Here is a 25,347-nt window from a genome sequence, read left to right as displayed (position 1 = left end):
AGCATAATATGAGCAACCGAACCTACTATGGCGAATATTCTCTTAAGTATTGGATAGAATTGGTCTTATCAAAAAAGATTGTATTGCCAGAATACCAAAGAACATTTGTATGGAATAAAGACGATGTTCTAAAACTCATACAGTCTTTCAAAGATAATCTTTTTGTTCCATCCATTACAATTGGAAATTATGAAGGACAGGATTTAATTATAGATGGTCAACAACGCCTTTCCAGTTTGCTACTCTCTTTTTTAGGAAAATATCCAAAATTAGACAAATTCTCATTTGAGAATACAGTTCCATTAGCGAACGAGAATGACGACGTTTCAGACTCTGATAACGATGCTCCAATTTTAGGGTGGACTTTCAATGAGTTGTTAAAAAAAGGATCCTCAAAGGAACAAATCTTATCATCCGATTTATCTGATTATGACACAATTACAAATCTTAACTTAGCGGAAGATTTTTTCGAAAACAACTATTTAGGTTTTTCATATTTAATTCCTGAAGACAATCCTCAAAAATATTTTTCATCTGTTTTTAAGAATATTAACGAATCTGGGAAAAAACTTTCATCTTTGGAAACAAGACGATCCCTCTACTTCTTAAAAGAAGGTATGGAACAATTTTTTGATCCAGATTGCATAAAAAATATTATTGTGGAAAAAGACAAGAAAAGAGAACGAATAGATTTCGTCAGATACCTGTCTTTAGATAGCCAATACAAAAAAAATGAGAACGCCAGCAATCTTTTAAAAAATTATGGAAAAAAGGAAGAGAAATACTATAACGATTTTATTGACCATTGTATAAGTCAAAACGCAAATGATATGTTTACGCCATTCAACGATTCCTTAAAACACAGAATCGAATCTTTAAAACAAGATATAAACAAACTAAACTTTAATGGAAAAACATTCACGTCTATTATAGATTGTGACATTTATTTGTTCGGCCTAGTATTCTATTCCATTTTCGAAGATAAACATATTAATGATAACGATGTCGCATCATTAAAAGAAAAATTAGAAGACTCCGTTAACGAAATAAAAAATGATTCCAGTACTGGTACTTTACATAAAAAGACCCCTTCAGCCTTGAAATATCTGCGATTAAGGGTATCTAAATCTATAGAGATATACAGGGAATACATGAGATGAGTATTCACGATAAGTTCATTCTTTCTCCTATTTCGAACATCTTGGAAGATGCTGTTGTATCTTGCTCCTTTTTGAAAAATGACATCAGGGCTTGTTCTTTAAGTGAATATATAACGCAAACCACGTTTCTAAAGCTTACTGGAGCGGGCGAGCAAAAGTGCAAATGCATCCTTTGGGAACTGGCATCTGCCGATTATGAATTCAGATATTCCTTTTTGAAAAATCAAGACTATGGTGAATGTTCCGACTATAAATCAAAATGCAAGATTTTGAATGATTTGATTGATTGTACAAGAAAGAACAACTCATTTGAAATAGAAGACAATGACCGATTAAGTATTCTCACCATAACAAAAGATACCTGCAACCAATTATTCAATACGTCCGTTTTTAAGGATTGGTTCCCTAAAGATTTATCATTCTTTGAAAATTTTTCTTCAAATATAACGACCAATCAAATCATCAAAGGCAAAACAATTTTCGCAAACAAAGACAATCTAAATTCTTCCGAGAAAAACAATTGCTTAAAAGACTGCTTTGAAAGCATGTATTCCCATAGAAATCGGTGTGCACACAACTTGTTGTCCTATCAAGACAACACTCCACCATTAAGCAAATTGCTCTCGTCGAATCCCAAATACGAAAACTGGTTTAGCCGCTACTTTATATTATGCTTGTTAGACGCTATTTTCATATTTCTATTCAAAAAATATTCCGAATCAATAAATTAAAGAAAAGCCACCCCCACCTAGCCCCTATTGCCTAAACGCCCCCACAGAATGTATATTTCCATTGAGGAAAGCCCATGCCAAAGAAAAGAATTTTCATAAGCAGCGTCCAGAAGGAGTTTGCCGAAGAGCGCAAGCAGCTTTTCGACTATTTAATGGATGATCCCATACTATCGAAATTCTTTGTACCGTTCATTTTTGAAGATTACCCTGCAACGGGGCGTTCGACTTCAACAGTGTATCTGAAAGAAGTTGAAAAGAGCGATATCTACCTTGGCATTTTTGGTGACGAATATGGCTTCCAAAACAAGGCTGGGCTTTCCCCAACGGAACAGGAATACAACCTCGCCCACAAACTACACAAAGACTGTCTTATCTACATAAAGAGAGATTCTTCTAAACGGCAGGCCAAGGAGAAAACCTTTATTCAAAAGGTAGAGGCAGATGTTGTTCGCAGGACCTTCGACAATTACGAAGAATTGAAGGCCGCCGTTTACAAATCGCTAGCCCTCTATCTTGAAGAAAAAGAATTGTTCCGCCTAGTCCCCTTTGATCAAGCCAAGGACAACGAAGCGACAATAAAAGACATAAGCGTCGATAAAATCAAATCTTTTATCGAGTTATCCAAGCAAAAAAGAAACTTCAAATTTAAAGAAAACATATCCGCAACGGACCTGCTAACGCACCTGAGTCTGATGGACGAATCTGGGCACTTGACAAACGCCGCCATTCTCCTTTTTGGGAAAAAGCCGCAAAAATTTTTCATATCGTCTGAAGTCAAGTGTATGCAATTTTACGGCAACGAAATCGAAAAGCCCATCCCGTCGTTACAGATTTACAAGGGAGATATTTTCCAACTTGTAGACCAGGCGACAAGTTTCGTCATGAGCCGCATCAACATGTGGATTGGCACAAGAGCCAAAAGTGCTTCCGTGCCGACAAAGCCCGAATTACCCGGCGAAGCCGTACGCGAAGCAATTGTCAACGCAATATGCCACCGAGACTACACAAGCAACGCCAGCGTACAAGTGATGCTGTTCAAAAACCGTCTCGAGATTTGGAATCCAGGACAGTTGCCATATGAATTGACCACGCAACAGCTTTACAAGCCCCACAAATCGCACCCCAACAACCCATTGATTGCAGAACCCCTGCAGCGTTCGGGGTTCATAGAAAAGGCTGGAACCGGCACCGGGGAAATCGTAAAACTTTGCCTACAGCATGGCCTGAAAAAGCCCCTATTTGAGCAAGACGGAGATTTTAAGGTCACCATTTGGAGACAAGCAACCGAACAAGCTACCGAACAAGCTACCGAACAAGTAACCGAACAAGTAACCGAACAAGTACAGAATCTATTGAACGTTCTTGCATCCCCGATGTCAATAAAAGAAATATTGACAGCCTTGAATCTAAAGCACCGTCCGACTCTGCTCAGTTCGTATATAAAACCCGCCATAGCACTAAATCTTGTAGAAATGACCAATCCAGCTTCTCCCAAAAGCCCCAAGCAAAAATATAGGTTAACAAAGAAAGGCGAAACTTTCGTAAATATTCATTAAAAAAATGAAGATTCAAAAGAAACAGGCATCGACTCCTTAAAGTTGCTTTGCGAGGCGCAGCAAAAGAGCGGCTCCACGTACTTGCCCAATGCTGATTACATAGCCGTAAAAAATTTCGTACGTAGAATCTTTTTTTGTTAAAAAAAACCAACGAGAAAATATGATGAAGTTTTTCCATTGGATAAAAGACAATCCTTTTCTAGCCGTTCTCGCGCTACTTGCTCTGACCGCAACGATTTTTGCCGTTATAACGCTGTGGCGGTTTACTGGTTTTTCCACTTTTGATTCTAGTACAGGAGTCATTGGCGATACATTCGGAATAATGAACCCCTTTATCGCGATTGCCGCAGCGCTTATTACTTTCGCAGCCTTTTGGGTACAATTTAAAGCGAATGAGGAGATGATTCGAGAGAACAGGAAACAACAAGCAATATCACGGTTCTACGAGATGCTCGCGATACACCGAGAAAATATCAAAGAACTCAAATGGATACAAAACATATACAGTACAAAAAATTCTAATTTCCGCTTGCTAAAACGCCCCGAAGAAGAAACAATTGAGAAAAACGGACGCCAGATTTTTCTTCATCACCTAATAGAGTTTACCCTCACTTACGACATTCTCGGGGTTCTTGCGCCAAATCAAAAAGCGATACAAAGAGTTCAGCGAGCATACAGCATTTATTATTTTGGAATAGACGATGAAATTTTCAACTATGGCATGCGAAACGCAATTTACCAAGCATTAACCGACGGCAACATAAAATCTTTTTCAAGCACAATAAAGAAAATATTCAAAGGAAAAATTAAAAGCACCGAATCACAAGAAATGAACAATATAATCCAAACATTATTTCAATACCGGAAATTCTTTATATCGCAGCCACCCTTCTTCGGCCATTTCGATGATCTTGACAATTATTACCGCCATCTATTTTTGATGGTTAAAACAGTAGCCAACGAAGACGAGAAATACCTACCACCAGACGAAAAGACAAATCTTCTAAAAATCCTTCGGGCACAACTTAGTACCCGCGAACAAATAATGCTGTTCTACAACTGGTTTTCCGGATTCGGCTACGAATGGGAAGAAGAATCCAAGGATGGGAACCATTTCTTTACAAAATACAGAATGATTCACAACATCATGCCACATTTAATGGTTCCTTTTTCAACAAATGATAAGGATTACGACAAAGCGCTTTCAAAATTCGTCCGCTATTTCGCGCATTGCGAGTCAATCTACCTTTTCGGCACTAAAGATGACCCCATCTTTGAATTTGAAAAGAACGACATTCATCATAAATTTAAATACAACAAGTAACCATTCTCCCATATGAAAGCACCCCATAATCGCACAAATACTTTTAAGACCATCCGTTAGCATTCACGTAATATTAAAAGATCTCTTTTTCTAAAAGGTGACGAACCCGACTAAAATTGGCCAAATTTGTTATTCCCGGCCTTTCCTTGAAATCTACCCTTTTTTCCCTTCGTGGTATTCTTCTTCGCTGTTCACGTTCCAGAGGGCAGTCTTGTCGGTTGAACCTTCGCGGATGCACTTCACGACTTCCATGGCGGCAAGCATGCTGTGGTCCATGTTGTTGTACTTATGCATGCCGTTACGGCCCATCAAGAACAAATTATCTATCGGGTCTACGTATTCGCGAATCTTGTTAAACTCTCCGTAGGTACCAAAGTAGGCCGGATACGCCTTCTTGATGTGGAACACCACGGAGTCGCGCACGTCATCGGGCCTTGCCACATCAATCTTGTCAAGTTCAGCGATGGCAAACTTGATAAAGTCCGCGTCGGGCATGCGCCACATCTCGTCGCCTTCGGTAGCAAAGTACTCGAGGCCTATCCACACCTTCTCGGGGTCGGCGACCAGGTAAGGGCTCCAATTGTTGAAAATCTGGATGCGGCCGAGCTTCACGTCGGATTCCTGCACGTAGATCCAGTTGTCGGCCACGAACTTGAGCTTACTTTCGGGAGTGCCTGGCTTTGCCGGATTTTTGATGAGCAATTTGTCGAGCAATAGACCCACGGTAATGAAGTCGCGGTACACAAGGCCATCGGCGACGCGCCTGACATCGGCAGGCACGGGAGTCCTCTCGTTGTCCATCGCAGCGACAAGATCCTTGACAGGCATGGTGCTGAGGAAGTAGTCACACGAGACAGTTTCGCGCGCAACAACACCATCTGAGCCCATACTTTCCACCACGACACACTCGACATGCAATCCGTCAGCCGAGCGGTTCACGCCCACGACCTTCGAGTTCATGCGGATTTCGCCGCCCATCTCCCTCACCTTCTCGGCAACCGTTTCCCACAGCTGGCCGGGTCCGAATTTCGGATAAAGGAACTGCCCAATGAGACTCGTCTCGGTATTCTTCTGGCGGATGTCGGTGGGCTTTGCGAAAATCTGCTTCACGGCATGCACCACAGTCTTCGTGATGGAAAGCCCCTTGATGCGCTGACCACCCCAGTCTGGGCTAATCTTGCTGCACGGCACGCCCCACACCTTCTCGGTGTAGTCGCGGAAGAACGTGCGGTAGAGTTCCACGCCGAAGCGGTTGATCATGAAATCTTCGAGGCTCTTCTCCTTGCGGGCGGGCAAAAGTTGCACCTTGATGTAGCTCATGCCAATCTTGAACATGCGCCAAAGGCCGAGGTTACGGATGGTATCGCCATTCAGCGAAACCGGGTAGTCGAAAAGCTTACGCAAGAAGAGGATTCGGCTGAGGCGGCTGCGGCAGAGCATCACGTAGTCCGTCTTCTCGGGGTCGGGACCGCCTTCCGTGAGCGGTACATTGCGCCCGATGGCAATGTCGTCCTTACTGGCGGCGCCCTGCAGCGGGAGTATTCCCTGCCACCAGTCCATCACGGTATCGCTCTTGCTGAAGAAGCGGTGCCCGCCGATATCCATGCGGTTGCCGTTGTAACGCGCCGTACGGGAAATGCCCCCAATTACATCCTCGGCCTCAAAAATGACGGGCTTTACGCCGGTCGTGCGCAAGAGTTCCAGCGCAGCGGTAAGCCCAGCCGGGCCCGCACCAGCGATAACAGCGATTTTGTTTTTTTCGCAACCCATAAACTACCTCTTATTTTTCTTAAATAATATAAACTTTCTCGCCAAGAAATTATATACAAGCACCACACCTGCCGACATAACCTTTGAGAACATTTCATTAAGATCAGCAAAACCCACCATTAACAACATAAGCAATTCATTCAAGCCCATGCCAACAAGGCTTATAATCACAAACACCGTTATTTCAAGCATTCGATGCTTTTCCATCTTTCTCTTTTCTGCACTAAAAACCCAGCCTAGAGAAAGCAGATAGTTCACCACATTGCCAGCCATAAGACCTATTAAGTTTGCGACCAAATAATGGACATCAAAATAGTAGAGTGTCAATGAAAAAACACCAAAATCTACTATAAAGGCAAGGCCCCCCGTCACAAAATACCGTAAGAATTGCCCTACGATATTTTGTTTATTGGAAACCGCAATTTTCAACAATTCTACGAAAGCCATTTCAACAACCTGATAATCCCCATATCGGCACACTCATTATGTGCCGAAACATTTGTCCGATGTTCAATAGCCCTACGATTCTGGTGGTAAAACTCATAAGCCCTCAAAAGCATTTCTTCATTTGTTTTTGTAGGCTTAAAGCCAAGTTCACGTTTAATCTTTGACGTGTCAAAAACAAACGTAGACGCAATCATCTTATACTGATATGGGCCAAGCGGAGAAATTCCCAATTTACTGGCCAACTTCATGCATGGAATAATAAACCATTTCGGGAAATGCGCCAACTTAGATTTGGATTCACCATGCTGAATTACATAACTATAAACTTCATTAAAGGTCTTTACATTGTCGGAACCGATGTTGAACACCGTTGTACCCTGATAACCAAGCGCAAGTTCGCAGGCATTCGCCAAATCCTTTGCATAGATAAACTGATAGCGATTATTGCCATCGCCAACCATCCAAAGCTTGCGATTTTCATCAATAAATTCAAACAAAATGGATAGCAAGCCTAAACGACCTTCATCCATAATCGTCGGGCAACGGAAAATCACAGAATCCAGTTTATCTTTCTTTGCAAATAGAATCTTTTCACCCTCCAGTTTCGATTTACCGTAAATTTCAATCGGATTCGGGATTTCTTCTTCGGTAACCGGAGAATCAAAATTTTTTGCCCACAAGCAGTTGGACGACGTAAACACCAGCTTTTTTACATTATGCCGAATACATGTATCAGCAATGATTTCAGTTCCCTCGACATTAGACGTCCAGAGGTCGTTTATCCGTTTGCGGTCATGGGCAAGCATTGCTGCAAGATGAAACACCGCTTCAAATTGATTTTCGTTAAAAAGTTTTTCCACGAGTTCCTTGTCGCGAATATCCCCCCGCACGCTGACAAGATTTTCATGCGAATCTGCATCCGGGCACAGGTCTATGCTTACGCACCTGTGGCCTTCTGATAGAAGTTGTTTTTTTAAGATGGAGCCAAAGAAGCCCGCACCACCAGTAATCAAAAAACAAGACATAAGAACTCCTTGTTACTCAATAAAAAATACCTTTTTACATAAGAACTTGTTTTTAGATACAAGCCATGTTGTAAAAATAACAAGCATAATCCGCAACAAAATCGCGCAATTAGTTTGAAAATCGCCTTCAAAAGACGCCCATATCTTATATGGAAGCCAGTATACAAAGATATTTTGATCAATCGAATGAACACAAAACGCAACCAGGCTATATCTGCCAACAAAATTTAGCAATGACCAAAGTCTGGATTCAGTCCTATATTTGGTGACAATCGCATGCAAGGCAAAAAATACGGCCAAAACGGCAAGAACCTCCGGCACATACAAAGCCCCGTAAGCACACAAATTCACATCAATATTTGAGAAGCCAACACAATAAACAAAGGCTATCAGACACACAATAGAAATCTTCTTACCCAATACGTTCTCCAGCAAGCCATATTTTTTAACCAGAAAACCTGCATAAAAAAAACCTAATGCACCAAAAGAAGCCTGAATAGAAAATGGCAGCGTAAAATATGACTTGGATAGGTTCGCAGCCATCGCAAAAACCAGCACCAGCACTCCTCGCAAAAGTTCGTTATTTACCCTCTGAAAAAAAGACCAATAAACGCTAACAAAAACAAGCGCCCACAAAAACCACAAAGGCCCCGCACTCAGAATATAAACCTCCCCTGGTGGCATTGTCCACGAAGCAGTTCCCAGCAGCAATGATTTTACAGCAACATCTATCGAATGCGTACCGCATACGGCATCTAAGAGACTCACAACAAGCAACATCACAAGGCTTGTAAATACTAAAGGGATAAGAAGCTTTGTTACACGATTCAAAAAAACTTCAGAAAACCGCTTCTCTTTGGAAAAGTATCCCGATATAACAAAGAAAAGAGGAACATGAAAAAAACTTAGCAAGTGATACAATTGCCAAGGAGGACAAGAATGTATAACAACAACAGAAATAATTGCTATACCTTTCATTATATCAAAAATAGAATCTCTAGTCTTTTGCATTTGGACACCCATACAAATAAATGGTTTCTGACATATTTATAGAAAGAGAATCTAATTTTTGGTACTCTCGCAATCTAAAGCTAGACACCAAATGAGAAATTTCTCCAATGGAGCAAAGAAAATCTACTCTGTCAAGAAGAATATCTTTTTGCGATAGCGAATCTTTAACAAATCTACGCCAATCACCTCGTTTGGCAATAAAACCGCGCTGTTCCTTAAAGAAAATATAGTTGAGACGTTTTCGCTCTTCTTCGAACTGCCCTTGAAAAAGAGGTTCTCCCACCGGAGTTGTTTCGCCAAAATAAGACCCTGTCCAGAATTGCATTCTCGAATCATCCACATAATTTCCTGTCACATAATAAAACAATTTTCCTCTGTTTTTAATCTGCGGAAAAATAGTATCGTCTCTGAACAACCCTATTTGAGATTCTGCTTGTTTGAGTTCTTCATTCCTTTTGTCATAATCTACATACGCAAAGGCTGTTAATATGAAAGAAATTACAATCAAAAGAAACTTGCGGAAAAGACTTGAAATATTAAAAAGAAACAAGCTAAATCCAACAGCAACAAAAAAAGCATAAAACATAGTATTCAAAATCTTTTTGGGGAATCCGAATAAAGCATTTGTTTCTCGTAATTCCGTATTAAAAAGACAATCCCCTATACACAAAAGTAAAATTGGGATAAACAGCCAAAGTTTTATACGTTTTTTATAAAAAAGTACAAAGGCAAGTAAAGCCACTGGCAACAACTGAAATTGAGGAAACGCTGCATAAATCAATAAGACTACCGCAAAACACAACAGCATAAACGGACTCTCGTGTTTGTTGGCAATCTTTAATACTATCGCAAAAATAATTCCCAAAACCCACAAAAATTGTAAAAAGATTAAATTGTCTACACTTCTGTACAAATCAGTCAAGTTAAACAATTTAAAATCTATAGTTCCCAAAAGTATATTTTCAATTAGTCCCTGTTCTCCAGCCGACAAAAAACATAAAGCAGATAGCACGAACATCAAAATATTCAAATTCAATTTCTTTTCGGGAATTAACAGTAAAACCAAAGACATAACAATAGCTCCACTACAAGGAGCGATCATAAAAATTGCATAACCAACCAAAGCAAGCGACGCATGTTGAGTCGTCAATTGAATTCCACCCAAATTGAACTTTTTATGGCGAACTAGAGCAATTTGTTCGTACACCAAATACGCAAAAAAAGGCAATGCCAAAATAAAAAACAACCATTCAATACGCCATGTTTGCACTTGATAAAGAAAAATATGTTTTGCCGCCACCCCCGTTGCAGACCAATAGAAACCAATAAACAACACTCCAAAGCACGCTTTTGCATATTTCAAAAGAATTTCATTCTTGGTGAATTTAGGCACAACAATTCCAAAAAACAAGACGGCAACGACTTCTCGCCACAGCATTAAATAAGTAACTGGATGATCATGGGTACAATTACCCCAATCATCGGGATAAATATCAAACACTCCTTTATGTAATAGAAAAGTCAAAGGAAATAGCAATGCAAATATTACAACAGGAACGCGAGTTTTAGGATAATACAGAAATAACCACAAGGGCAAACACCAGCCAGCAGTTATTGGATGAATAGCGGTCCCAATCAGAAACAGAATCAAACTAATATATTTTTTTGCAGCAAAAAGAGTTCCCAATCCTAAAATTGCAATTGCCAAAGAAAATAATCTAGAGGTATTAAACTTTTCTATATACGTCCAGAAGAAAACATGATCGTTTGGCATGTTGTCTCCCGAATAAACAATAAAGGCAAACAACAAAGGCACAAACCATAATCTTGTCCGAGTTGTTTTTGTAAAATAGTAGATAAATACAAATATGGCAAACAGGAAAAGCGAATGACCAAACAATGTAAAAAAAAATGTTCCCCTATCAATAGAAAAATGTGAGAGAATTAAATCGTAGATTATGGTAAACACACTATAACTATCTTGATTTCCAAACATAAATGGCGGATCATTTATAAAACGCTCTGGTTGCCATCTGTGTATGACTTGCAACAAATACAAACGTGCGTCACCAATAATCCCCTCATAATGATGCAAACAGAAAAATAGCGGTATTCCCAAAACAAAAGGCAACCACTTGTTTTTTAGCAAGGCTATAAGGGAATCAAAGAAATATTTTGAATTAACGCCGTTTAAGAAAGACATAACTTTATTCTACGATTGGTTTGTATCAAGGGAAACCTTTATGGTTATTGGGGTTCACCTCGAAAGCTTGTAAAAAAAAGAACCCTTTCCCAAAATCTGCTTTACATTTTTTCTATCAAATTTCGGAGATTCTTTTGTTTTTCCTTTTTTATAATCTTTTCTAAACGAGAACCCAAGGCCACACCTTAAACCATAATGAAGGCATAGTTTGTTTTCTTCATTCAATGAAATACCTGGATTACGATATTTGAACACAGGATACTTCGTATCCATAAATTGTCCAACAATACTATAATCATATAGTATCTGCAATAATTCAGATATTGAATATTTTGTTGTTAATTTATGCCGACTAAAAATGTTTTCTATATCCTTTTTAAAAAAAACGTATTTGTAATTTATCTTAAGCACGTTGAATATTTCTTGGATTTCAGGTATTACAGGAAACAATTCATCTACAAGTTCTCCTTTAAACCACTCACCATATTTCAAATCAGTTTCTTCAATAACATATTTATCAATAATACTTTTATTTTGACTAACCGCCACTTCTAACGCAGACTTTACATATTGAATAATATCTCTAGGCCTAAAAAAAGTTCTTGATATAATAAAATCAAACGCGTTAGTATCTGCCGATATGTTCTCTGTTATAAAAATCTTATTCCAATAGTTAACTTCCCTTTGTGCAACGCCATCTATGCTTGCTCCGATACGTTCATTTGCTATTTTAAAAAGTTCCTGTTCATACCACTGACGTGTTTTTGAAGGTGTCCAATTCAAAAAAATCCCAAAGTCTCGCCATTTATTTTTGTCTGCATATGCTAATTTTTCATATATATCATCTCTCAACAAAATCACAACACTCGCTTTCTTTTCTTGATTTAAAAATTTTGAATTAAGATCCATGGACGCCTTAAATAAGGCAATTATCATATTTTTATAGTTTTCTTCATCTTGGTAATTGTCATCCAATTCGTCAAAAAAAAGATGAAAATTTTCTTCTAACGGAATCGCTCTCACAAGTTCACTCGTCAAATCATTTGTATAATCTATGACATTTACGTATTTCTCTGCATACTGCGTTTCCTTTTTCACGCCAACATTAACCGATGCAAGAGGAGTACTCACGCCAGCGCCAACATTCCATCCTAACAATTTCACATTATTTAAATAATCTTTTGGATTTTCCTTAAGCGTTGGATTAATTAGCTCTAAAAAGAACTTAATTTTATCCCTTGCACCTTTTTCTACTTTCGTTGAATCCAAAAGAATTTTCGACATTTCTACAGAAAGAATGAAATTCCACAAGGCAACATATTTATTTGACGCTGTAAAGCGGTCATCGTAAAACTGTTCCATCAATTGCGTCGGGATGTCTCTGAAGCTAATTATATCCACATACATTTTTTCTTCAATATGCTTCTTAGCATAGCACGCAATCGCCGACTTTCCAGCCCCTTTTCTTCCTATTACAAAAAATTTGTTTTGCTTTTTTATTTCTTGGATATGTCCACAATCATAAAAATATTTTTCCAGCGAATCCAGTTTCGCATCGTTTTTTCCCATATCAATTTGTTTTAAATCTACCATTGTTTTGACCTTTTATTTCGCAATTATCCTTTTTCAAATCTAACAATCTCCAGCGCAGCTTTCGCATTTCAGCCACCTTTTTCTATATTCCATAACAGAATAATGCCCCTCCCGAAACCGTAAATGGACACCTATACCATAAACTTCTTTGTCACATCGGCCATTTCGGCCATTCTGGCGGTATTTCTGGTCCGTAGCAGAAGGCTGCGGCTGGTGGCGGTTCCTGTAGTTCCGGTACTGCACTACTGTCTGTTCTACAACTTCGACAGCGGACTCATAGGCGGGATATTCCCCCTACTGCCGCCCTACGTGGGCGCACTCTACACGGCATTTTTGTTCCGTTATTTCTCGTCTTTCGGTAAAATCAAGGACGGCATTTCCGCCCCCGAGAAAAAGCATGCCCTAATACAGGGAATTTTCGCCTGTCTCGGCCTGTTCCTGTGCGCGGTATATTCCAAGACCATCCCCTGGGCCATAGACACGTTCCCGCTCTCGAATGTCGAAGCGGTCCTCTTCACGGTGTTCGCCGGGGCAAACGAGGGCGCAGAGGAGTTCGTCATATCGTCGTTCATCGACAAAGCGCTTATACCTGGATTAACCTTGTTCTTTATTATAGAAGTCATTCTCATTGCGATATCGATTTTCTTGGCAAAAAAAAATGGCGGGTTCAAAGACTTCCTTTGGGGATGGCAAAAAATCGCTGCGGGAGCCTTCGTCCTCTATTGCGCCGTAATCTCGCTCGTGCTTCCAGGCATTGTCGCAAGTGCGCCCTTCAAGGCATTATTCCAGCGGCCAGTCGATTCAGAACTGTATCGGGAACATTACGCGCATCCCGATTCCATCAATGTGACAGCAACCAGGCAGCCCAAGAACCTGCTCGTAATATTCCTCGAATCCATGGAGACAAATTTCCGCCAGTACACACCTGAAATAGACAGCCTATTTGGACAATCGGGATTCGCTCCCGGCGGAGTAAACGTAGCCGGCACCAGTTGGACCATCGCGGGGATTACGGGCAAACTCTGCGGCATCCCCCTCAACATGCCCATGGGGATAAACGAATACGTCGGCAAGCTCCCGACTTACCTGCCACACGCACATTGCCTCATGAATGTTCTTGCAAAACAAGGCTACAACCAGGTGTACGCACAGGGGTCGAGCGGTGATTTTACACAGAAGCGGGACTTCTGGAGAGTACACGGGAATGTCACAATCCACGACATCGAGCATTACAAGGGAGCCGGTAAAATTCCAGACGACTACAAGGTTTTCTGGGGGTTCGAAGATCGCAAACTGTACGGGTTCGTCCGCGAAGAACTGGACAGTCTGGCTTTGCTGGGTAACCCCTTCGCGTTCTACATGCTTACGGTCGATACGCACCAGCCAGGGTTTGTAGACGACTCGTGCCAAGCCCAGTTTGCAGGCACACAAGGGGTGCTGCCGAAATCTCTACGCTGCGCATCATTCCAACTGGCAAGATTCCTTGACTGGGCCGAGCAACGGCCATGGTTCAGCAACACAGTCATCGCGGTCATGGGAGACCACGCCATGCCGTCGCTTTCATCCAAGGTAAAAATTCCGCCTGACGATACGCTCTACTGGACAAACTTCATGCTGAACCCGGCCCATCCCGTTCCGCAAAAACAACGCAGGTATTCCTCGTTCGACATTTTCCCAACGCTGCTGGAAGCTATGGGTTTCACTGTAGAAGGACGTTCCATGGGGCTAGGTCGGTCACTGTTTTCCGACACCCCCACACTGCTGGAGACATACGGCCAGCAGGTTCTGGATAGCCTTCTTCGCGAAAGGAGTATCCAGTACGACTACTTCTTGATGGGGAAATGAACTTGTCCGTAAAATTCCTTTTACCCCTGGCAGTATTGTTTTTCTTGTGCGTCAACCATTTCGACGGCTTCGAGCAAGACAGTATCCTCTATACGCTGCAGGCAATCAACAGGATCTTTCCGGGGCGGTTCATCGACGATCCCGCATTTATGTTCGGGAACCAGGACGCGTTCAGCCTCTTTTCGCCCCTTTACGCTCTGTTCATAAAATCGCTGCCCATAGACAAGGCGGCACTGCTGCTCACGCTGCTGACACACTGCGGGGTGGCGCTCTCTTTCGCCTGGCTCACCCACAAATGGACAACAAAATTTCACCGTCCGCAGCTAGCCCTGCCTGTAACATTGTTCTTTTTTTCGGCATATGCCTACGGCGAGTTTCGCAACGATATATGGGATACCATCAAAAATATCGAGGCATTCCCAGTAGCCCGTACACTTTCGCTTTGCTTCGGTTTCTGGGGACTTGCGCACCTATTCGACAAAAACAAATGGAAAACGCCCGCAATATTCCTTGCAGGTTCATTGATACACCCTCTAACTGCAGGATGGGGACTCCCACTATGGCTATTCTTCCACTTCAACAAGACAAGGCTTCCCATTGTAGCGGCAGCCGCTCTGCTCCCAGCGACAATACTTATCGGCAAGGTTCCTTGGGCAGCCTATACCGATGACTGGGTCTATATCGACTGGAGCATGGAAGGGTTAGACACGCTCCTGTTAAACCTCACCTTGAATCTTACTTTTTTCATTTTGGCATCAACCAAGTTCGTCCAATACAAGGTACTGAAAAAATTCGCCGTGGCACAAACTTTTGTTGCAGGAATAGCCATCTACTGGTTTATCGCATCGGTGTTCACGCACCACATTTTCTTGTTCCAAGTCCAGACCTTCCGCATTCTTTGGCTTTGCCAGGTTTCAGCCGTGCTTATACAGTCCTTTGTTGCTATGCGCCTGTATACGACAAAATTGCGCAAAAGCAAGCCTCTCAGCATTTGGGACAAAATATTTTTTGCCATCACATTCGTATATTGGATAGACTCCCCATTCATACTCGTCGGGGCAATTGCCGCAGTCATACTGTATGCAACCCGCGAAAAGAGTTGCTCTGGAAAAGTCCGCGCTGCGACCGTCTGCGCATGGATTGCTACAACCGCCTTTTCGGCTTACTGGATTGTCTTCTTGCATAGGCAATCCCTGCCGGAACTGTACAAAAGCTACCTGACTTTCATACAGGAGCTTTTTGCCGCGACAGCGGCACTTGCGCTAGTTGTGCATACCGTCTGTCCGAAATGGCGAAAGGCCGTCATCGTCATCATGCTGCTTTGCTCCGTTGAAATCCTCTGGGGAAATCAGATTTTCCCAAAGCAGAATTTTTCGTTCGCTTTCATTTTGGCGATTGTCTGTTGGGGAATAATAGTGCAGGCGCAACAGGCGGAGAAACCCGGCGGCAAAGTTATTACTTTAGTGACGCTGGCCATATTGCTTTGCATTTGCGTCATAATCAACTACGACCACCGTGATAGCGAACAAAAAGAAAGAGAACATGCAATGAACCAGTTCGTAAAGGCTCCGCCTTTCCCCGAAATTGAAAAACGCGGAAGGGTCCTTTACTCCGTAAAGGATTACGCCGGGAAACTGCCGCGAATACACTTCCTATCGGGAGCCTATTACGACGAACAGTACGAAGTCGGGAGCATCTTTTTCAAGGGTCACAAGGATGTATCGCAAGCCCGCGAAAAAATGGTTTTCCTAGGCTCGCAACCGACCGATGCCGAATGGAAAAAACTCAAGTGGCAAGTCCGCAAGTTCTTGGCATCAGAATACCTTTTCAAGAAAGATTCCCTGGTGTCGCGGGTGCGCCACCTGTGCGGAGAGCAAGAGATAACGCACCTCGTGACAGACATGCACGACTTGCCTTTTACAAAAGACGATTCGCTAACTCTATGGTACAAGGATGAACAAATCTATCTCCATTCGTGCGAAAGCGTGATGAAAAATATTGTCACACCATCGACAAGTGACTAGAGCTTGTTAAACTTTTTCATTTCTTTATCCAAGAAAGCATCTACGTATTTTGCATAAATTAAAGTCGTTTCCAGGTTTCGGTGGCCGAGTAGTTTACTTGTTACTGGCAAGGGTATTCCGAGCGTTATGCAAGTGGTGGCAAACGTGTGCCGTGCAAGGTGGCAATGTATATGCTTGTGGTATCCGAGTTTTTGCGCAGCACTACGCAGGGTTCTGTTGAAGTGCGAATTCTCCACAACGCGGAAAACCTTACCTGCCTTCATCTCTGTGGGAAGCAGGAGCCTTGCCTGCACCGGAATGGGGATATACACCGGATCACCCGTTTTGTGCATCTGCTTGCGGATTTTCCAATCAAAAATCTCGCTTGCATCGAGGGAACGAAGATCGCTGTAACGCAGCCCGGTAAAACAACTGAACAAGAACACCCGCATGACATCCTGTTCCGTTTGCGTAAGAGACATGCCGCGGTCTTCGAAATTCAGGCAAAGCCTCTTAAGTTCGCCTTTTGTCAAGAACCCGCGACGAGAATAAACACGACCAATTTTCACCTTGTCAAATGGATTTTCTTTCAGTATACCATCCTGGAACATCTTGTTCGTAAAATTCCTGAAAACCGAAAGTGCCTTGTTTATCGTGACCGCCCTGTTCCCGCGCTTGACCAGATAGACCTTATATTCTTGCACAACATCGGCGTTCAAATCCTCGCACTGAAGGTCGGGCTTGAAATCCGCTATTTTCTTCAGGTTCCAGAAGTATGTCCGCACCGAAAGCGGCGCGAGATTATATTTTTCTTTGTCCAGATACTGCATTGCCGTATCGAAAAAACGCATGGGATAATCCTCCGTGGAATTGTTGTTGATTGTTCCGGCCCATCCGAAACAGAGGGGCAATGTTAGGATTATTCCCTCTTGATGCTTTTTCGCAAGAACCTACGTGCATCTGCAGGATTCTTACTTCGCAGAGATGAATGCTGTGGGTGACAAGTCCCAGATCGGTTACAAGGAACCCGCTAGTACGGTGTTTACTTACAACGTCACAGTGTCTGGCGCCGTAGCAACATTCACTGCTGTGAATAGCGAAACCGCTTTGAACGATTGCCAGCTGAACGCTGGTTCTTGGAATGTGGCTTCTCAGGCAGGATCTAGTGGCTTGGAACACGAAGCAACTGTTACAGGTGATGGCTGCGGTGTCCTTACGCCTTCGTTCACATCTATCGGTGCCGGCACGTAATTATACGATTGTCATCTAAACAAAAGGAACCTGCCATGAGAGGCAGGTTCCTTTTTTGCAATGTTTCAGCAGAGATTAGTTGTGCGTTGCAGCGCCAATCTGAGTGAAGGACGGCGTGAGAGCTTCGCAAGCCGGTTTGCCAGAAGGCGTCGTTGCCGTATGAGAAACTCCACCAGAAGCAGGCGCAGAAGTAACTGTCCAAACAGAGCCCGTTCCACACTCATTCAAATCACTCTTTGACGTGGCAGTCCAAGTTCCTGCTGTGGCAGCGTCATAAGTGAATGTATTGCTAGCCGGGGCGTTGTAGCCAATCTGAGTGCCGGTGCCGACAGCATTCATTTCAGCATAGTAGCTGTCCTGCAGATGCACATAGGTACCAGCTGCGGGGCCGACTTCAGAGGCCTTGGACTTGGCGATCATGCCGAACAGCTTAGGCACTGCGACGGCGGCGAGGATGCCCATGATCACGATCACGACCATCAATTCAATGAGGGTAAAACCTTGTTTCTTCATAGTGTACTCCTTGTTGTTTGTGACACACTTTTTTGAGTCCTGGCCCGAAATTGAGCGTCCGACTCGTTTACATTCCCTAATATACACAATTTTTTTCGGAAAAGCAATAGTTTTGTCAAACTTTTGTCATTTTTGTGTCATAACAACCTGGAGCAGACGCAAAAATTGCTTTTTTCGACCAAAATCGCCGTTTTAGGGGTGTTTCGGATGGTTACAATTATAGATTTTTTTCGCAAAAAAGGGGACTTCCGCCGAAATTTTTTATTCCAATGTGGAATATATCACACCCCTTTTGTCACGGTTTTGTCATTTAGAAGGGAGATCCCCGCCTTCGCGGGGATGACAATGATGGTTGGCAAATTTTACCAACTAGTTGGCAAATTTAGCCAAATAGTTGGTTAATTTCGCGAAACAGTTGGCAAAATCAAACAACAACTTGGCAAACTATTGCTTTTTGTTGGCAAACTTTTGCATTAACGAACAAAGTAAAGAGATGGAGCCATGCGTGCGCCCCCTTTTTACAATTTGTTCAATCGGCCAAAAAAAGATCGTATCTGCAGAAATCCCTGGCATAGAGGTTTTCCACCGGCCTGTCTTCTACAAAGGCATGGGACGGACAAAAGGCTCCTTTGTCCGTGTCGGCGATTCGGATGAGCCAATGAGCGAATACGAAGTGTACAGCTACGAGGCGTTTCGCAGACACATCCGCGACGATGCCCGAGCCATTACCGAAGCGCCTCTTGACACCCTAAACAAGGCCGATGTCGAAAACTATGTTCGGCTATGCAAGAGGGAGCGCAAGAATCTTTCCGAAAATGTCAGCAGCGAAGAAATCTTGGAACTAATGGGAGTAATTCATTCCGGTGCGCCCACGGTAGCAGGAATTCTTTCGTTTTCAAAATACCCGCAAGGTTTTTTGCCCCAGCTCTGCATCACCGCAGTGCGGGTTCCCGGCAACGAAATGGGCGACCTCGGTGCGACCGGCGAAAGGTTTATCGACAACGCCAGGCTGACCGGGACCATCCCGCAAATGCTAGAAGATGCAATTTCGTTCGTCCAAAAGAACAGCCGTCACAAGACGGTCATTGACAAAAACGGGAAACGCACAGACAAAGAAGAATATCCGTCTATCGCAGTACGCGAGGTTGTCCTGAACGCGCTGGTTCATCGCGATTATAGCGTCTATTCCGAAAACACCCCCGTTCGAATTGAAATGTACGACAACCGGCTACAAGTCATAAACAGCGGAGGATTGTACGGGAAAACCACGCTAAGCAATCTTGGCAAAATCAGGCCGGACACAAGGAACGCAGTATTAGCAAACATCCTCGAGATTCTAAAAATTACCGAGAACCGCTACTCAGGCATCCCGACCATACAAAAGGAAATGCAAGAGGCGGGATTGCCTCCAGCCGAGTTTTCCGTTCGTCATGGAGAGTTCTACGCAACACTATATAACTCGGTGAACCAGCCCGAATATTCCGGCAAGCCCGCCGACATTCTGGCCTTCTGTTCCGTACCAAGAAGCCGGGCAGAGTTGCAGGGTTTTACAGGAATGTCACAGTTCTATACCATGAGCCACATTGTCCAGCCGCTGTTGGAAAGCGGCGCGCTGAAGCTGACCCTCCCCGAAAAACCAAAGAGCAGCAAGCAGCGGTATGTAAAGGGCTGAATATAAACGTCCCGGGAGTCCCTTGTTTCCGCAGTGTAAAATCGAGAATCCGTGGCTCGTGACTGCTTTTCGGCCATCCGACAGCCTGCCCGGCCCAAGTTTTCTCGACTAATATGATATTAGATGTTAAATTAGTCAAGAATTTTGATTAATGGAACGTTTTTGCGCCGCAAGCAAGGCGCGATTTCGCTGATTTTTCAAAAATTGGGGATTAAACGGGGCTATTTTGCGGGTTTCAATCCCCAGTTTTCAGAACAAAGTAACATGAAAATCAAAAAATCGAACCGCAAGTCCGGCGGAAAAGTTCATTTTGGGGATTGAATTGTTTTTTTTCGCGTTTTTCATCCCCACCTAGAACCCCAAACGGCGCTCTAGATTACATACAAATTATAAAATTGGGGATTAAACCCAATGTTTTCCGGGCGTTCAATCCCCAATTTCACGGTTTTGTCATTTGATGGCGAGAGCCGCGTCCACTTTTTCAGCAGGAACGCCAATGGAACGGAGGTATTCCGCAATCCTAGCCTCACGGGCGGCGTTCTTTTCGCGTTCTTTCTGTGCTCCAAGCTTTTTACCGCGACGAAGGCCGTTGCGCTCCGCAGCACGGCGGCGGTCGCCGGCAGTAACAATCCCCAGTGCCTGTCCTATACTCATGCGCATACGCAACTCCTCTACGACGTTTTCGTCGATGTACTCTCCTAAAAACCTTCAAGCCGAGAGCAGCGGAAATGCTTGCATTTCCATTGCCGAGGCGAAGGGTTTTCTGCAAATATAATTCAATTTTTTCGACAAGGGTAGCCCTCGATTCATTTTCCATCTTCGAGAGCATCCGAACAATTTGTTTTACGACACCTTTCAACTTTTCACCATTGAACGCGTACTTCATCACCAGTGCACCAACGGCTGCTTCAATGTTCTTTTCGGCAAAACACTTGCTGTCGGGAATATCGGCAAGGTTCACAAGGACGCATTCAAAAGGCAATTCGCGACCGTTGAACTCGCCCCTGAACTTCGCACGAAATTCTGCCATAGGGTCCCAGTCCTTCTGGCCATTGTAGATGATGATAGCCTTCGTCGGATACCAGCCGAAATCGGACGAGCCCTTGTTCACCATGATCTCGAATACATAGCGGTAGATTTGCGAGAGCACGTCCTTCTTGCGGTAGGACTTATGTTCAAGAAGAATACCCACGAAGATTTCGGGACCGTTCTTGAGACTCGCCTTGAAGGCAAGGTCCGCCTCGCCCCACTCCTTCACATTGCTGTAGTTACCGGGAATGAGTTCAAGGGTCTGCATATCGACTGACGCAAGCATCCTGCGGAGTTCAGGATTCCGGTACTGCGCAAGCCGCAGGAGGGTACGAGCATTCTCAGGGACAGCATAGATGTAACGGAAGAAGGGATCGTGCTTACGACGCACGGGCGCCTTCGGTTCTTTTTTCAAATCGGCTTTGTTCTCAGCCATTTTATAGTCCTTTTGCGCGGCAAAGCGACCGCTTCGCGGACAGGGGTTCCCCTATCTATACATAAAAACGGCCGAAACGGGAAAATGTTCCAAAAATGCCAAAAAATTTTTCTTTACGCAAAAAGATCCTCGCCTACGCGAGGATGACGAAAAAGATCGCGGGGATGACGAGAATGGTCGCGAGGATGACGACAAACGCCCCGGCAAAACCGGAGCGTTTATGCTTTGGGGTGTGGAATTCCCTATTTCACGATAATGCGGAACACGGAGCCTGCATTGCCGCGGACGAGGTAGGAGCCTGCGCGCTTGACGGAGTTCTTGGTGAGCGCGCGGAGGTCTTCGACGCCGTGGGTCGTGAATTTCGCCACGAGGCGGCCCTGCATGTCGAACACGCTGTAGTTGCGTTCGTTCTCGGGGAGCAACACCATGGGGCGGCGCGGAATGTCGGTCTTGTCGCTCGGGCCGATATCGGCCGTTTCCGTCACGTCCTTCTCGGGCTGGTTCTCGTAAATCTCCTTAATTTCCTTCTGGCCATACGGTGCAGGCGGAAGGTCGTTCGTACCGAAGTTGCGGAAACCGAGCAGCGAGTATTCGGTCGGGTCGTTCAGTTGCTTGCGGATAGGCGCAATGCGGAACTTGTGAGAGTATTCGCGGTTTGCGTTCAGACGATATTCGTTGAGCGGTTCCGCACCCCAGCTGTTGATGCCGCCGAGGCCCATCTGACGCAGGTCGACACGCATCGTGATATCCTTGTTGCGCTTGAGTTCCCACGGAAGCTTGGTATCGGAAAGCTGTTCCGGAGTGTAGTGCTGCGCGTTGAATTCCATGCGCGGGGAGCCCACGACCATCACGCCCTTGCCCGATTTTTCGTTGGTGAGCGTCGCCCACTTCACGTCGGTGCGCTGGCCCGTTTCGCCGATTTCCATGTACATGACCGTCATGGAATCCACGAGAGTCGAGTAGATGCCCATGAAGCTGCCGCGGTTACGACCGATGTAGTTCTCGTCGGGGCCGCGACCGAAGTAGCGAACCTTCTCGTAGCCGCCCGGCACGGTGAATAGCGTACCCACGTTCGGGATGTAGCTCCTGGAGCCGTCCGGAGTAAACGAGTATTCCACCACGATATCGCCGCTGCCGTACACGTAGTAGGTCATCTTCATCTTGGAATTGCCCACGTCCGGGAAGCTGAAGTTGAATGTCACCCGGGTTTCCTGCGGAGATACCTCGTCGACTTCGGAAGTCACGGAGCGGTTCTTGCTCGCCTTGCGCCATTCGCCATGGCCACGTTCCATGTTGTAGCCCTTGTCGTTGTCGGTCGGGGCGCGCCAGAAGTTCGGGATACCGCCATTCTTGATGATGGTATCGCCATCGAGAACATAGCTCGCAAGCGTACCCGCCTTCTCGTCGAAGGTAATCTTGAAGTCGGTTCCTTCGATGGTGAGGCCGCTCCCCCTAGAAACCCTGTGACCATCCAAAGAGCTTATATCCACTTCGGTAGACCAGAGCTGGCCCAGGTTGATGCCGAACTGTTCATGGGCGACGCTGTGACCCGCCTTGGCCCAGAGTTCATCCTTCTTCAGGCGGAAATCGATATCCAGGAAGTACTCGGCACCGATTGTCGTCTCGATATCCGGCATTTCGATGGTCACTTCCTTCTTCTGCAGAGGCCCGATATTCATCTGCGAGCCGCTCAGCTTGCCGTCCTTGATAACCTTGCCGTTCTCGCGAATCTGCCAGTAGGCATCGAGGAAGTCGCCGAGGTTCTTGAATAGGTAGCGGCTCTCGATTTCGATCTTGCCCTTCGCGGCGTCGACGTTCTTCACGCGCAGCTGGCTATACTGGTACTTGACTTCCCACATTTCGGGCTGAATCTTTCTATCCGGGAACACGAGGCCGTTCGCGCAGAAGTTGTCGTCGTTCTGCCAGTCACCCCACATGCCGCCGAATTCCCAGTACGGAGTGCCCTTGTGGTGCAGGCCCTGGTCAATGAAGTCCCAGATGAAGCCACCGAAGGCGCGCGGGTTGCCGTAGAAGGCGTTCATGTATTCCTGGAGGTCGCCCACGGAGTTGCCCATGGCGTGTTCGTATTCGCAGAGCATTACCGGCTTGTTCGCATCCTTGTAACCGGCGATATAGTCGTAGCCCCAGTACATCTGGCTCGTCACGTCGGCATTGTTGTTGTCGCCTTCGTAGTGCACGTAGCGGGTGGAGTCGATTTCGTGGGCGCGCTGGCGTTCGGAGGCAAACACATTGCCGTTACCGGCCTCGTTGCCGAGCGACCACAGGATGATACTCGGGTGGTTCTTGTCGCGCTGCACCATGCTGTTCAGGCGGTCCACCACCGGAGCGCGCCAGTCATCGCTGCTCTTGGGCAGGTCGCCGTTTGCGCCGTGGCTTTCCACGTTCGCCTCGTCAATCACGTAAATACCGTACTTGTCGCAAAGGTCGTACATTACCGGGTTGTTCGGGTAGTGCGACATGCGGAGAGCGTTGATATTGAACTGCTTCATCAGGATGATATCCTGTTCCATGCGCTCGTAGTTCACTGCGCGTCCGTTATCCGGGTCGAGTTCGTGGCGGTTCACGCCGTGGAACTTCACCGGCATGCCGTTCACCAGCAGGCGCGGGACTCCGTTGTCCTTCTTGATTTCGACCGTGCGGAAACCAATCTTGTTGCTTTCGACCTGGATAATCTTGCCCGCGTTATCCTTGATGGTGAGCACCGCCGTGTAGAGGTACGGAGTTTCTGCAGACCAGCGGTTCGGCTTGGCATACGGGATTTCGAAATGCACGCTCTTTTCGCCACCGTTCGCGCCGATACCCGAGACCTTCTGCGCCGTCGGGGCAATCACTTCGCTGCCGGCATCGTTGTAGAGCGAAAGTTCGACGGTATATTCGCCCGAAGAGGAACCCGTGGAATTGTAAATCCAGGCAGTCGTCTTCAGCAAGCCATCGGTATAGTTGTTCGTGAGCGTTGCGTCAATCTGGAAGTCCTGAATATGGACCTCGGGCACGGCGTAGATGTACACGTCACGCATGATGCCCGAAAGGCGGATGAAGTCCTGGTCTTCGAGCCAGGAGCCGTCGCACCAGCGGAACACCTGCACCGAAATGTTGTTCTCGCCCTTGCGCAGGTACTTGTTGATATCGAACTCGTGACCCGTGAAGGAGTCTTCGGAATAGCCCACGTAGTTGCCGTTCACCCACACGTAGTATGCGGATTCCACGCCCTCGAAATGCAGGCGGATGCGCTTGCCGGCCCACTTGTCGGGCACGGTGAAGGTGCGGCGGTAGTGGCCCACCGGGTTAAAATCGGTCGGGGCGCCCGGAGCGGACACGCGGTTGTTCTGCGCCCACGGGTAAACCACGTTGGTGTAAATCGGGTGGTCGTAGCCGAGAATCTGCCAGGAACTCGGCACAGGAATCTCGTCCCAGCCGGACACGTCGTAGTTGTCCTTGTAGAAGTCGTTGTTGCGCTGGCTCGGCTTGTCTACGTGGTAGAATTTCCACTTGCCCGAAAGCGTCTGGTACCATTCGGATGCATGGCGGTCGCCCTTGATGGCCTCCTGCACCGTAGTGTAGGGCATCGAGGTCACGTGCGGGTTAAGCCGGTTCACACCGAAAACGCGCGGTTTGCCGTTCCATTCGTCGTTCGGGCCGCTCTGCGCAAAAGCGGAGCCCGCAAGTGCAGCAAAAATGGCCGCACACGAAACAACCTTGGCTATTTGGGAATTCTTCATAACATCCTCTTTGTTTATTCTACACCATAAAGAAAAAT

Annotated in this window: 19 protein-coding genes; 9 read left to right on the top strand and 10 right to left on the bottom strand. The window is 45.2% G+C overall.

Translation table 11 applies throughout. The features are described from left to right. Positions 1-8: 8 nt before the first annotated feature. From B2952_RS10340 to B2952_RS10325, 4 genes are all read left to right on the top strand, one after another. Positions 9-1,160, top strand: coding sequence for a DUF262 domain-containing protein (locus B2952_RS10340; protein WP_290736505.1), 1,152 nt, complete (start codon positions 9-11; stop codon positions 1,158-1,160). 41 nt (positions 1,161-1,201) lie between these two features. Continuing rightward, a complete protein-coding gene (locus B2952_RS10335) occupies positions 1,202-1,891 on the top strand; it encodes a hypothetical protein (protein WP_290781605.1) in 690 nt (229 codons plus the stop codon). Between the two features lie 74 nt (positions 1,892-1,965). Continuing rightward, positions 1,966-3,447: a Fic family protein gene (locus B2952_RS10330; protein ID WP_290736510.1), complete on the top strand. Its 1,482-nt coding sequence runs from the start codon at positions 1,966-1,968 to the stop codon at positions 3,445-3,447. Between the two features lie 160 nt (positions 3,448-3,607). After that, a complete protein-coding gene (locus tag B2952_RS10325; protein WP_290736513.1) occupies positions 3,608-4,771 on the top strand; it encodes a putative phage abortive infection protein in 1,164 nt (387 codons plus the stop codon). A gap of 153 nt (positions 4,772-4,924) precedes the next feature. Here B2952_RS10325 and B2952_RS10320 read toward each other — a convergent pair whose 3' ends face one another. From B2952_RS10320 to B2952_RS10295, 6 genes are read right to left on the bottom strand one after another with little or no spacing between them, the layout of a single operon-like run. Then, positions 4,925-6,541, bottom strand: coding sequence for an NAD(P)/FAD-dependent oxidoreductase (locus B2952_RS10320; protein WP_290736516.1), 1,617 nt, complete (start codon positions 6,539-6,541; stop codon positions 4,925-4,927). 3 nt (positions 6,542-6,544) lie between these two features. Then, complete coding sequence (locus tag B2952_RS10315) at positions 6,545-6,988, bottom strand: GtrA family protein (protein WP_290736519.1); 444 nt, start codon at positions 6,986-6,988, stop codon at positions 6,545-6,547. Continuing rightward, positions 6,976-8,013, bottom strand: a complete 1,038-nt coding sequence (locus B2952_RS10310; RefSeq protein ID WP_290736522.1) for an NAD-dependent epimerase/dehydratase family protein — start codon at positions 8,011-8,013, stop codon at positions 6,976-6,978. Before B2952_RS10310 ends, B2952_RS10315 begins: the two co-directional genes overlap by 13 nt. A gap of 12 nt (positions 8,014-8,025) precedes the next feature. Continuing rightward, on the bottom strand, positions 8,026-8,991 hold the full coding sequence (locus B2952_RS10305; protein ID WP_290736525.1) for an acyltransferase family protein: 966 nt from the start codon (positions 8,989-8,991) through the stop codon (positions 8,026-8,028). A gap of 19 nt (positions 8,992-9,010) precedes the next feature. After that, positions 9,011-11,227 (bottom strand): hypothetical protein, encoded by a 2,217-nt coding sequence (locus tag B2952_RS10300; RefSeq protein ID WP_290736528.1) that lies wholly within the window; start codon positions 11,225-11,227, stop codon positions 9,011-9,013. A gap of 54 nt (positions 11,228-11,281) precedes the next feature. Next, positions 11,282-12,820, bottom strand: coding sequence for a P-loop ATPase, Sll1717 family (locus B2952_RS10295; protein WP_290736531.1), 1,539 nt, complete (start codon positions 12,818-12,820; stop codon positions 11,282-11,284). A 123-nt stretch (positions 12,821-12,943) separates the two neighbouring features. Between B2952_RS10295 and B2952_RS10290 the strand changes: the two genes are divergently transcribed. Together B2952_RS10290 and B2952_RS10285 are read left to right on the top strand one after the other, a co-directional pair. After that, the gene (locus tag B2952_RS10290; RefSeq protein ID WP_290736534.1) at positions 12,944-14,665 is read left to right on the top strand and encodes an LTA synthase family protein; all 1,722 of its coding nucleotides are present in this window, start codon (positions 12,944-12,946) and stop codon (positions 14,663-14,665) included. Then, positions 14,662-16,689, top strand: coding sequence for a hypothetical protein (locus B2952_RS10285; protein WP_290736537.1), 2,028 nt, complete (start codon positions 14,662-14,664; stop codon positions 16,687-16,689). The genes B2952_RS10290 and B2952_RS10285 overlap by 4 nt, the downstream gene beginning before the upstream one ends. Here B2952_RS10285 and B2952_RS10280 read toward each other — a convergent pair. Continuing rightward, positions 16,686-17,519, bottom strand: a complete 834-nt coding sequence (locus B2952_RS10280) for a site-specific integrase (RefSeq protein ID WP_290736540.1) — start codon at positions 17,517-17,519, stop codon at positions 16,686-16,688. The genes B2952_RS10285 and B2952_RS10280 overlap by 4 nt on opposite strands. A gap of 103 nt (positions 17,520-17,622) precedes the next feature. On the opposite strand from B2952_RS10280, the gene B2952_RS10275 reads away from it, so the two are divergent. Further along, complete coding sequence (locus B2952_RS10275) at positions 17,623-17,919, top strand: hypothetical protein (protein WP_290736543.1); 297 nt, start codon at positions 17,623-17,625, stop codon at positions 17,917-17,919. A 75-nt stretch (positions 17,920-17,994) separates the two neighbouring features. Here B2952_RS10275 and B2952_RS10270 read toward each other — a convergent pair whose 3' ends face one another. Next, positions 17,995-18,432, bottom strand: a complete 438-nt coding sequence (locus tag B2952_RS10270; protein ID WP_290736546.1) for a type IV pilin protein — start codon at positions 18,430-18,432, stop codon at positions 17,995-17,997. A gap of 394 nt (positions 18,433-18,826) precedes the next feature. Between B2952_RS10270 and B2952_RS10265 the strand changes: the two genes are divergently transcribed. Next, on the top strand, positions 18,827-20,104 hold the full coding sequence (locus B2952_RS10265; protein ID WP_290781603.1) for an ATP-binding protein: 1,278 nt from the start codon (positions 18,827-18,829) through the stop codon (positions 20,102-20,104). Between the two features lie 144 nt (positions 20,105-20,248). Continuing rightward, complete coding sequence (locus tag B2952_RS10260; protein ID WP_290724950.1) at positions 20,249-20,425, top strand: hypothetical protein; 177 nt, start codon at positions 20,249-20,251, stop codon at positions 20,423-20,425. 250 nt (positions 20,426-20,675) lie between these two features. Here B2952_RS10260 and B2952_RS10255 read toward each other — a convergent pair whose 3' ends face one another. Together B2952_RS10255 and B2952_RS10250 are read right to left on the bottom strand one after the other, a co-directional pair. Continuing rightward, the gene (locus B2952_RS10255) at positions 20,676-21,569 is read right to left on the bottom strand and encodes an Rpn family recombination-promoting nuclease/putative transposase (protein ID WP_290736552.1); all 894 of its coding nucleotides are present in this window, start codon (positions 21,567-21,569) and stop codon (positions 20,676-20,678) included. A 242-nt stretch (positions 21,570-21,811) separates the two neighbouring features. Continuing rightward, positions 21,812-25,309 carry a glycoside hydrolase family 2 TIM barrel-domain containing protein gene (locus tag B2952_RS10250; protein ID WP_290736555.1) on the bottom strand — a complete coding sequence of 1,166 codons (3,498 nt, stop codon included), beginning with the start codon at positions 25,307-25,309 and terminating at the stop codon, positions 21,812-21,814. Between the last annotated feature and the right edge of the window lie 38 nt (positions 25,310-25,347).

The sequence above is a fragment of the Fibrobacter sp. UBA7003 genome, assembly GCA_002449765.1.
In the GTDB taxonomy this organism is placed as follows: Bacteria; Fibrobacterota; Fibrobacteria; order Fibrobacterales; family Fibrobacteraceae; genus Fibrobacter.
This window is presented reverse-complemented; position numbering and strand designations above follow the sequence as displayed.

What these genes read in the sequence shown, in the direction of transcription:
- B2952_RS10340 (WP_290736505.1), top strand. Translation starts at nt 9, where the DNA reads ATGAGCAACCGAACCTACTATGGCGAATATTCTCTTAAGTATTGGATA.
- B2952_RS10330 (WP_290736510.1), top strand. Translation starts at nt 1,966, where the DNA reads ATGCCAAAGAAAAGAATTTTCATAAGCAGCGTCCAGAAGGAGTTTGCC.
- B2952_RS10325 (WP_290736513.1), top strand. Translation starts at nt 3,608, where the DNA reads ATGATGAAGTTTTTCCATTGGATAAAAGACAATCCTTTTCTAGCCGTT.
- B2952_RS10320 (WP_290736516.1), bottom strand. Translation starts at nt 6,541, where the DNA reads ATGGGTTGCGAAAAAAACAAAATCGCTGTTATCGCTGGTGCGGGCCCG.
- B2952_RS10315 (WP_290736519.1), bottom strand. Translation starts at nt 6,988, where the DNA reads ATGGCTTTCGTAGAATTGTTGAAAATTGCGGTTTCCAATAAACAAAAT.
- B2952_RS10310 (WP_290736522.1), bottom strand. Translation starts at nt 8,013, where the DNA reads ATGTCTTGTTTTTTGATTACTGGTGGTGCGGGCTTCTTTGGCTCCATC.
- B2952_RS10305 (WP_290736525.1), bottom strand. Translation starts at nt 8,991, where the DNA reads ATGAAAGGTATAGCAATTATTTCTGTTGTTGTTATACATTCTTGTCCT.
- B2952_RS10300 (WP_290736528.1), bottom strand. Translation starts at nt 11,227, where the DNA reads ATGTCTTTCTTAAACGGCGTTAATTCAAAATATTTCTTTGATTCCCTT.
- B2952_RS10295 (WP_290736531.1), bottom strand. Translation starts at nt 12,820, where the DNA reads ATGGTAGATTTAAAACAAATTGATATGGGAAAAAACGATGCGAAACTG.
- B2952_RS10290 (WP_290736534.1), top strand. Translation starts at nt 12,944, where the DNA reads ATGGACACCTATACCATAAACTTCTTTGTCACATCGGCCATTTCGGCC.
- B2952_RS10285 (WP_290736537.1), top strand. Translation starts at nt 14,662, where the DNA reads ATGAACTTGTCCGTAAAATTCCTTTTACCCCTGGCAGTATTGTTTTTC.
- B2952_RS10280 (WP_290736540.1), bottom strand. Translation starts at nt 17,519, where the DNA reads ATGCGTTTTTTCGATACGGCAATGCAGTATCTGGACAAAGAAAAATAT.
- B2952_RS10270 (WP_290736546.1), bottom strand. Translation starts at nt 18,432, where the DNA reads ATGAAGAAACAAGGTTTTACCCTCATTGAATTGATGGTCGTGATCGTG.
- B2952_RS10255 (WP_290736552.1), bottom strand. Translation starts at nt 21,569, where the DNA reads ATGGCTGAGAACAAAGCCGATTTGAAAAAAGAACCGAAGGCGCCCGTG.
- B2952_RS10250 (WP_290736555.1), bottom strand. Translation starts at nt 25,309, where the DNA reads ATGAAGAATTCCCAAATAGCCAAGGTTGTTTCGTGTGCGGCCATTTTT.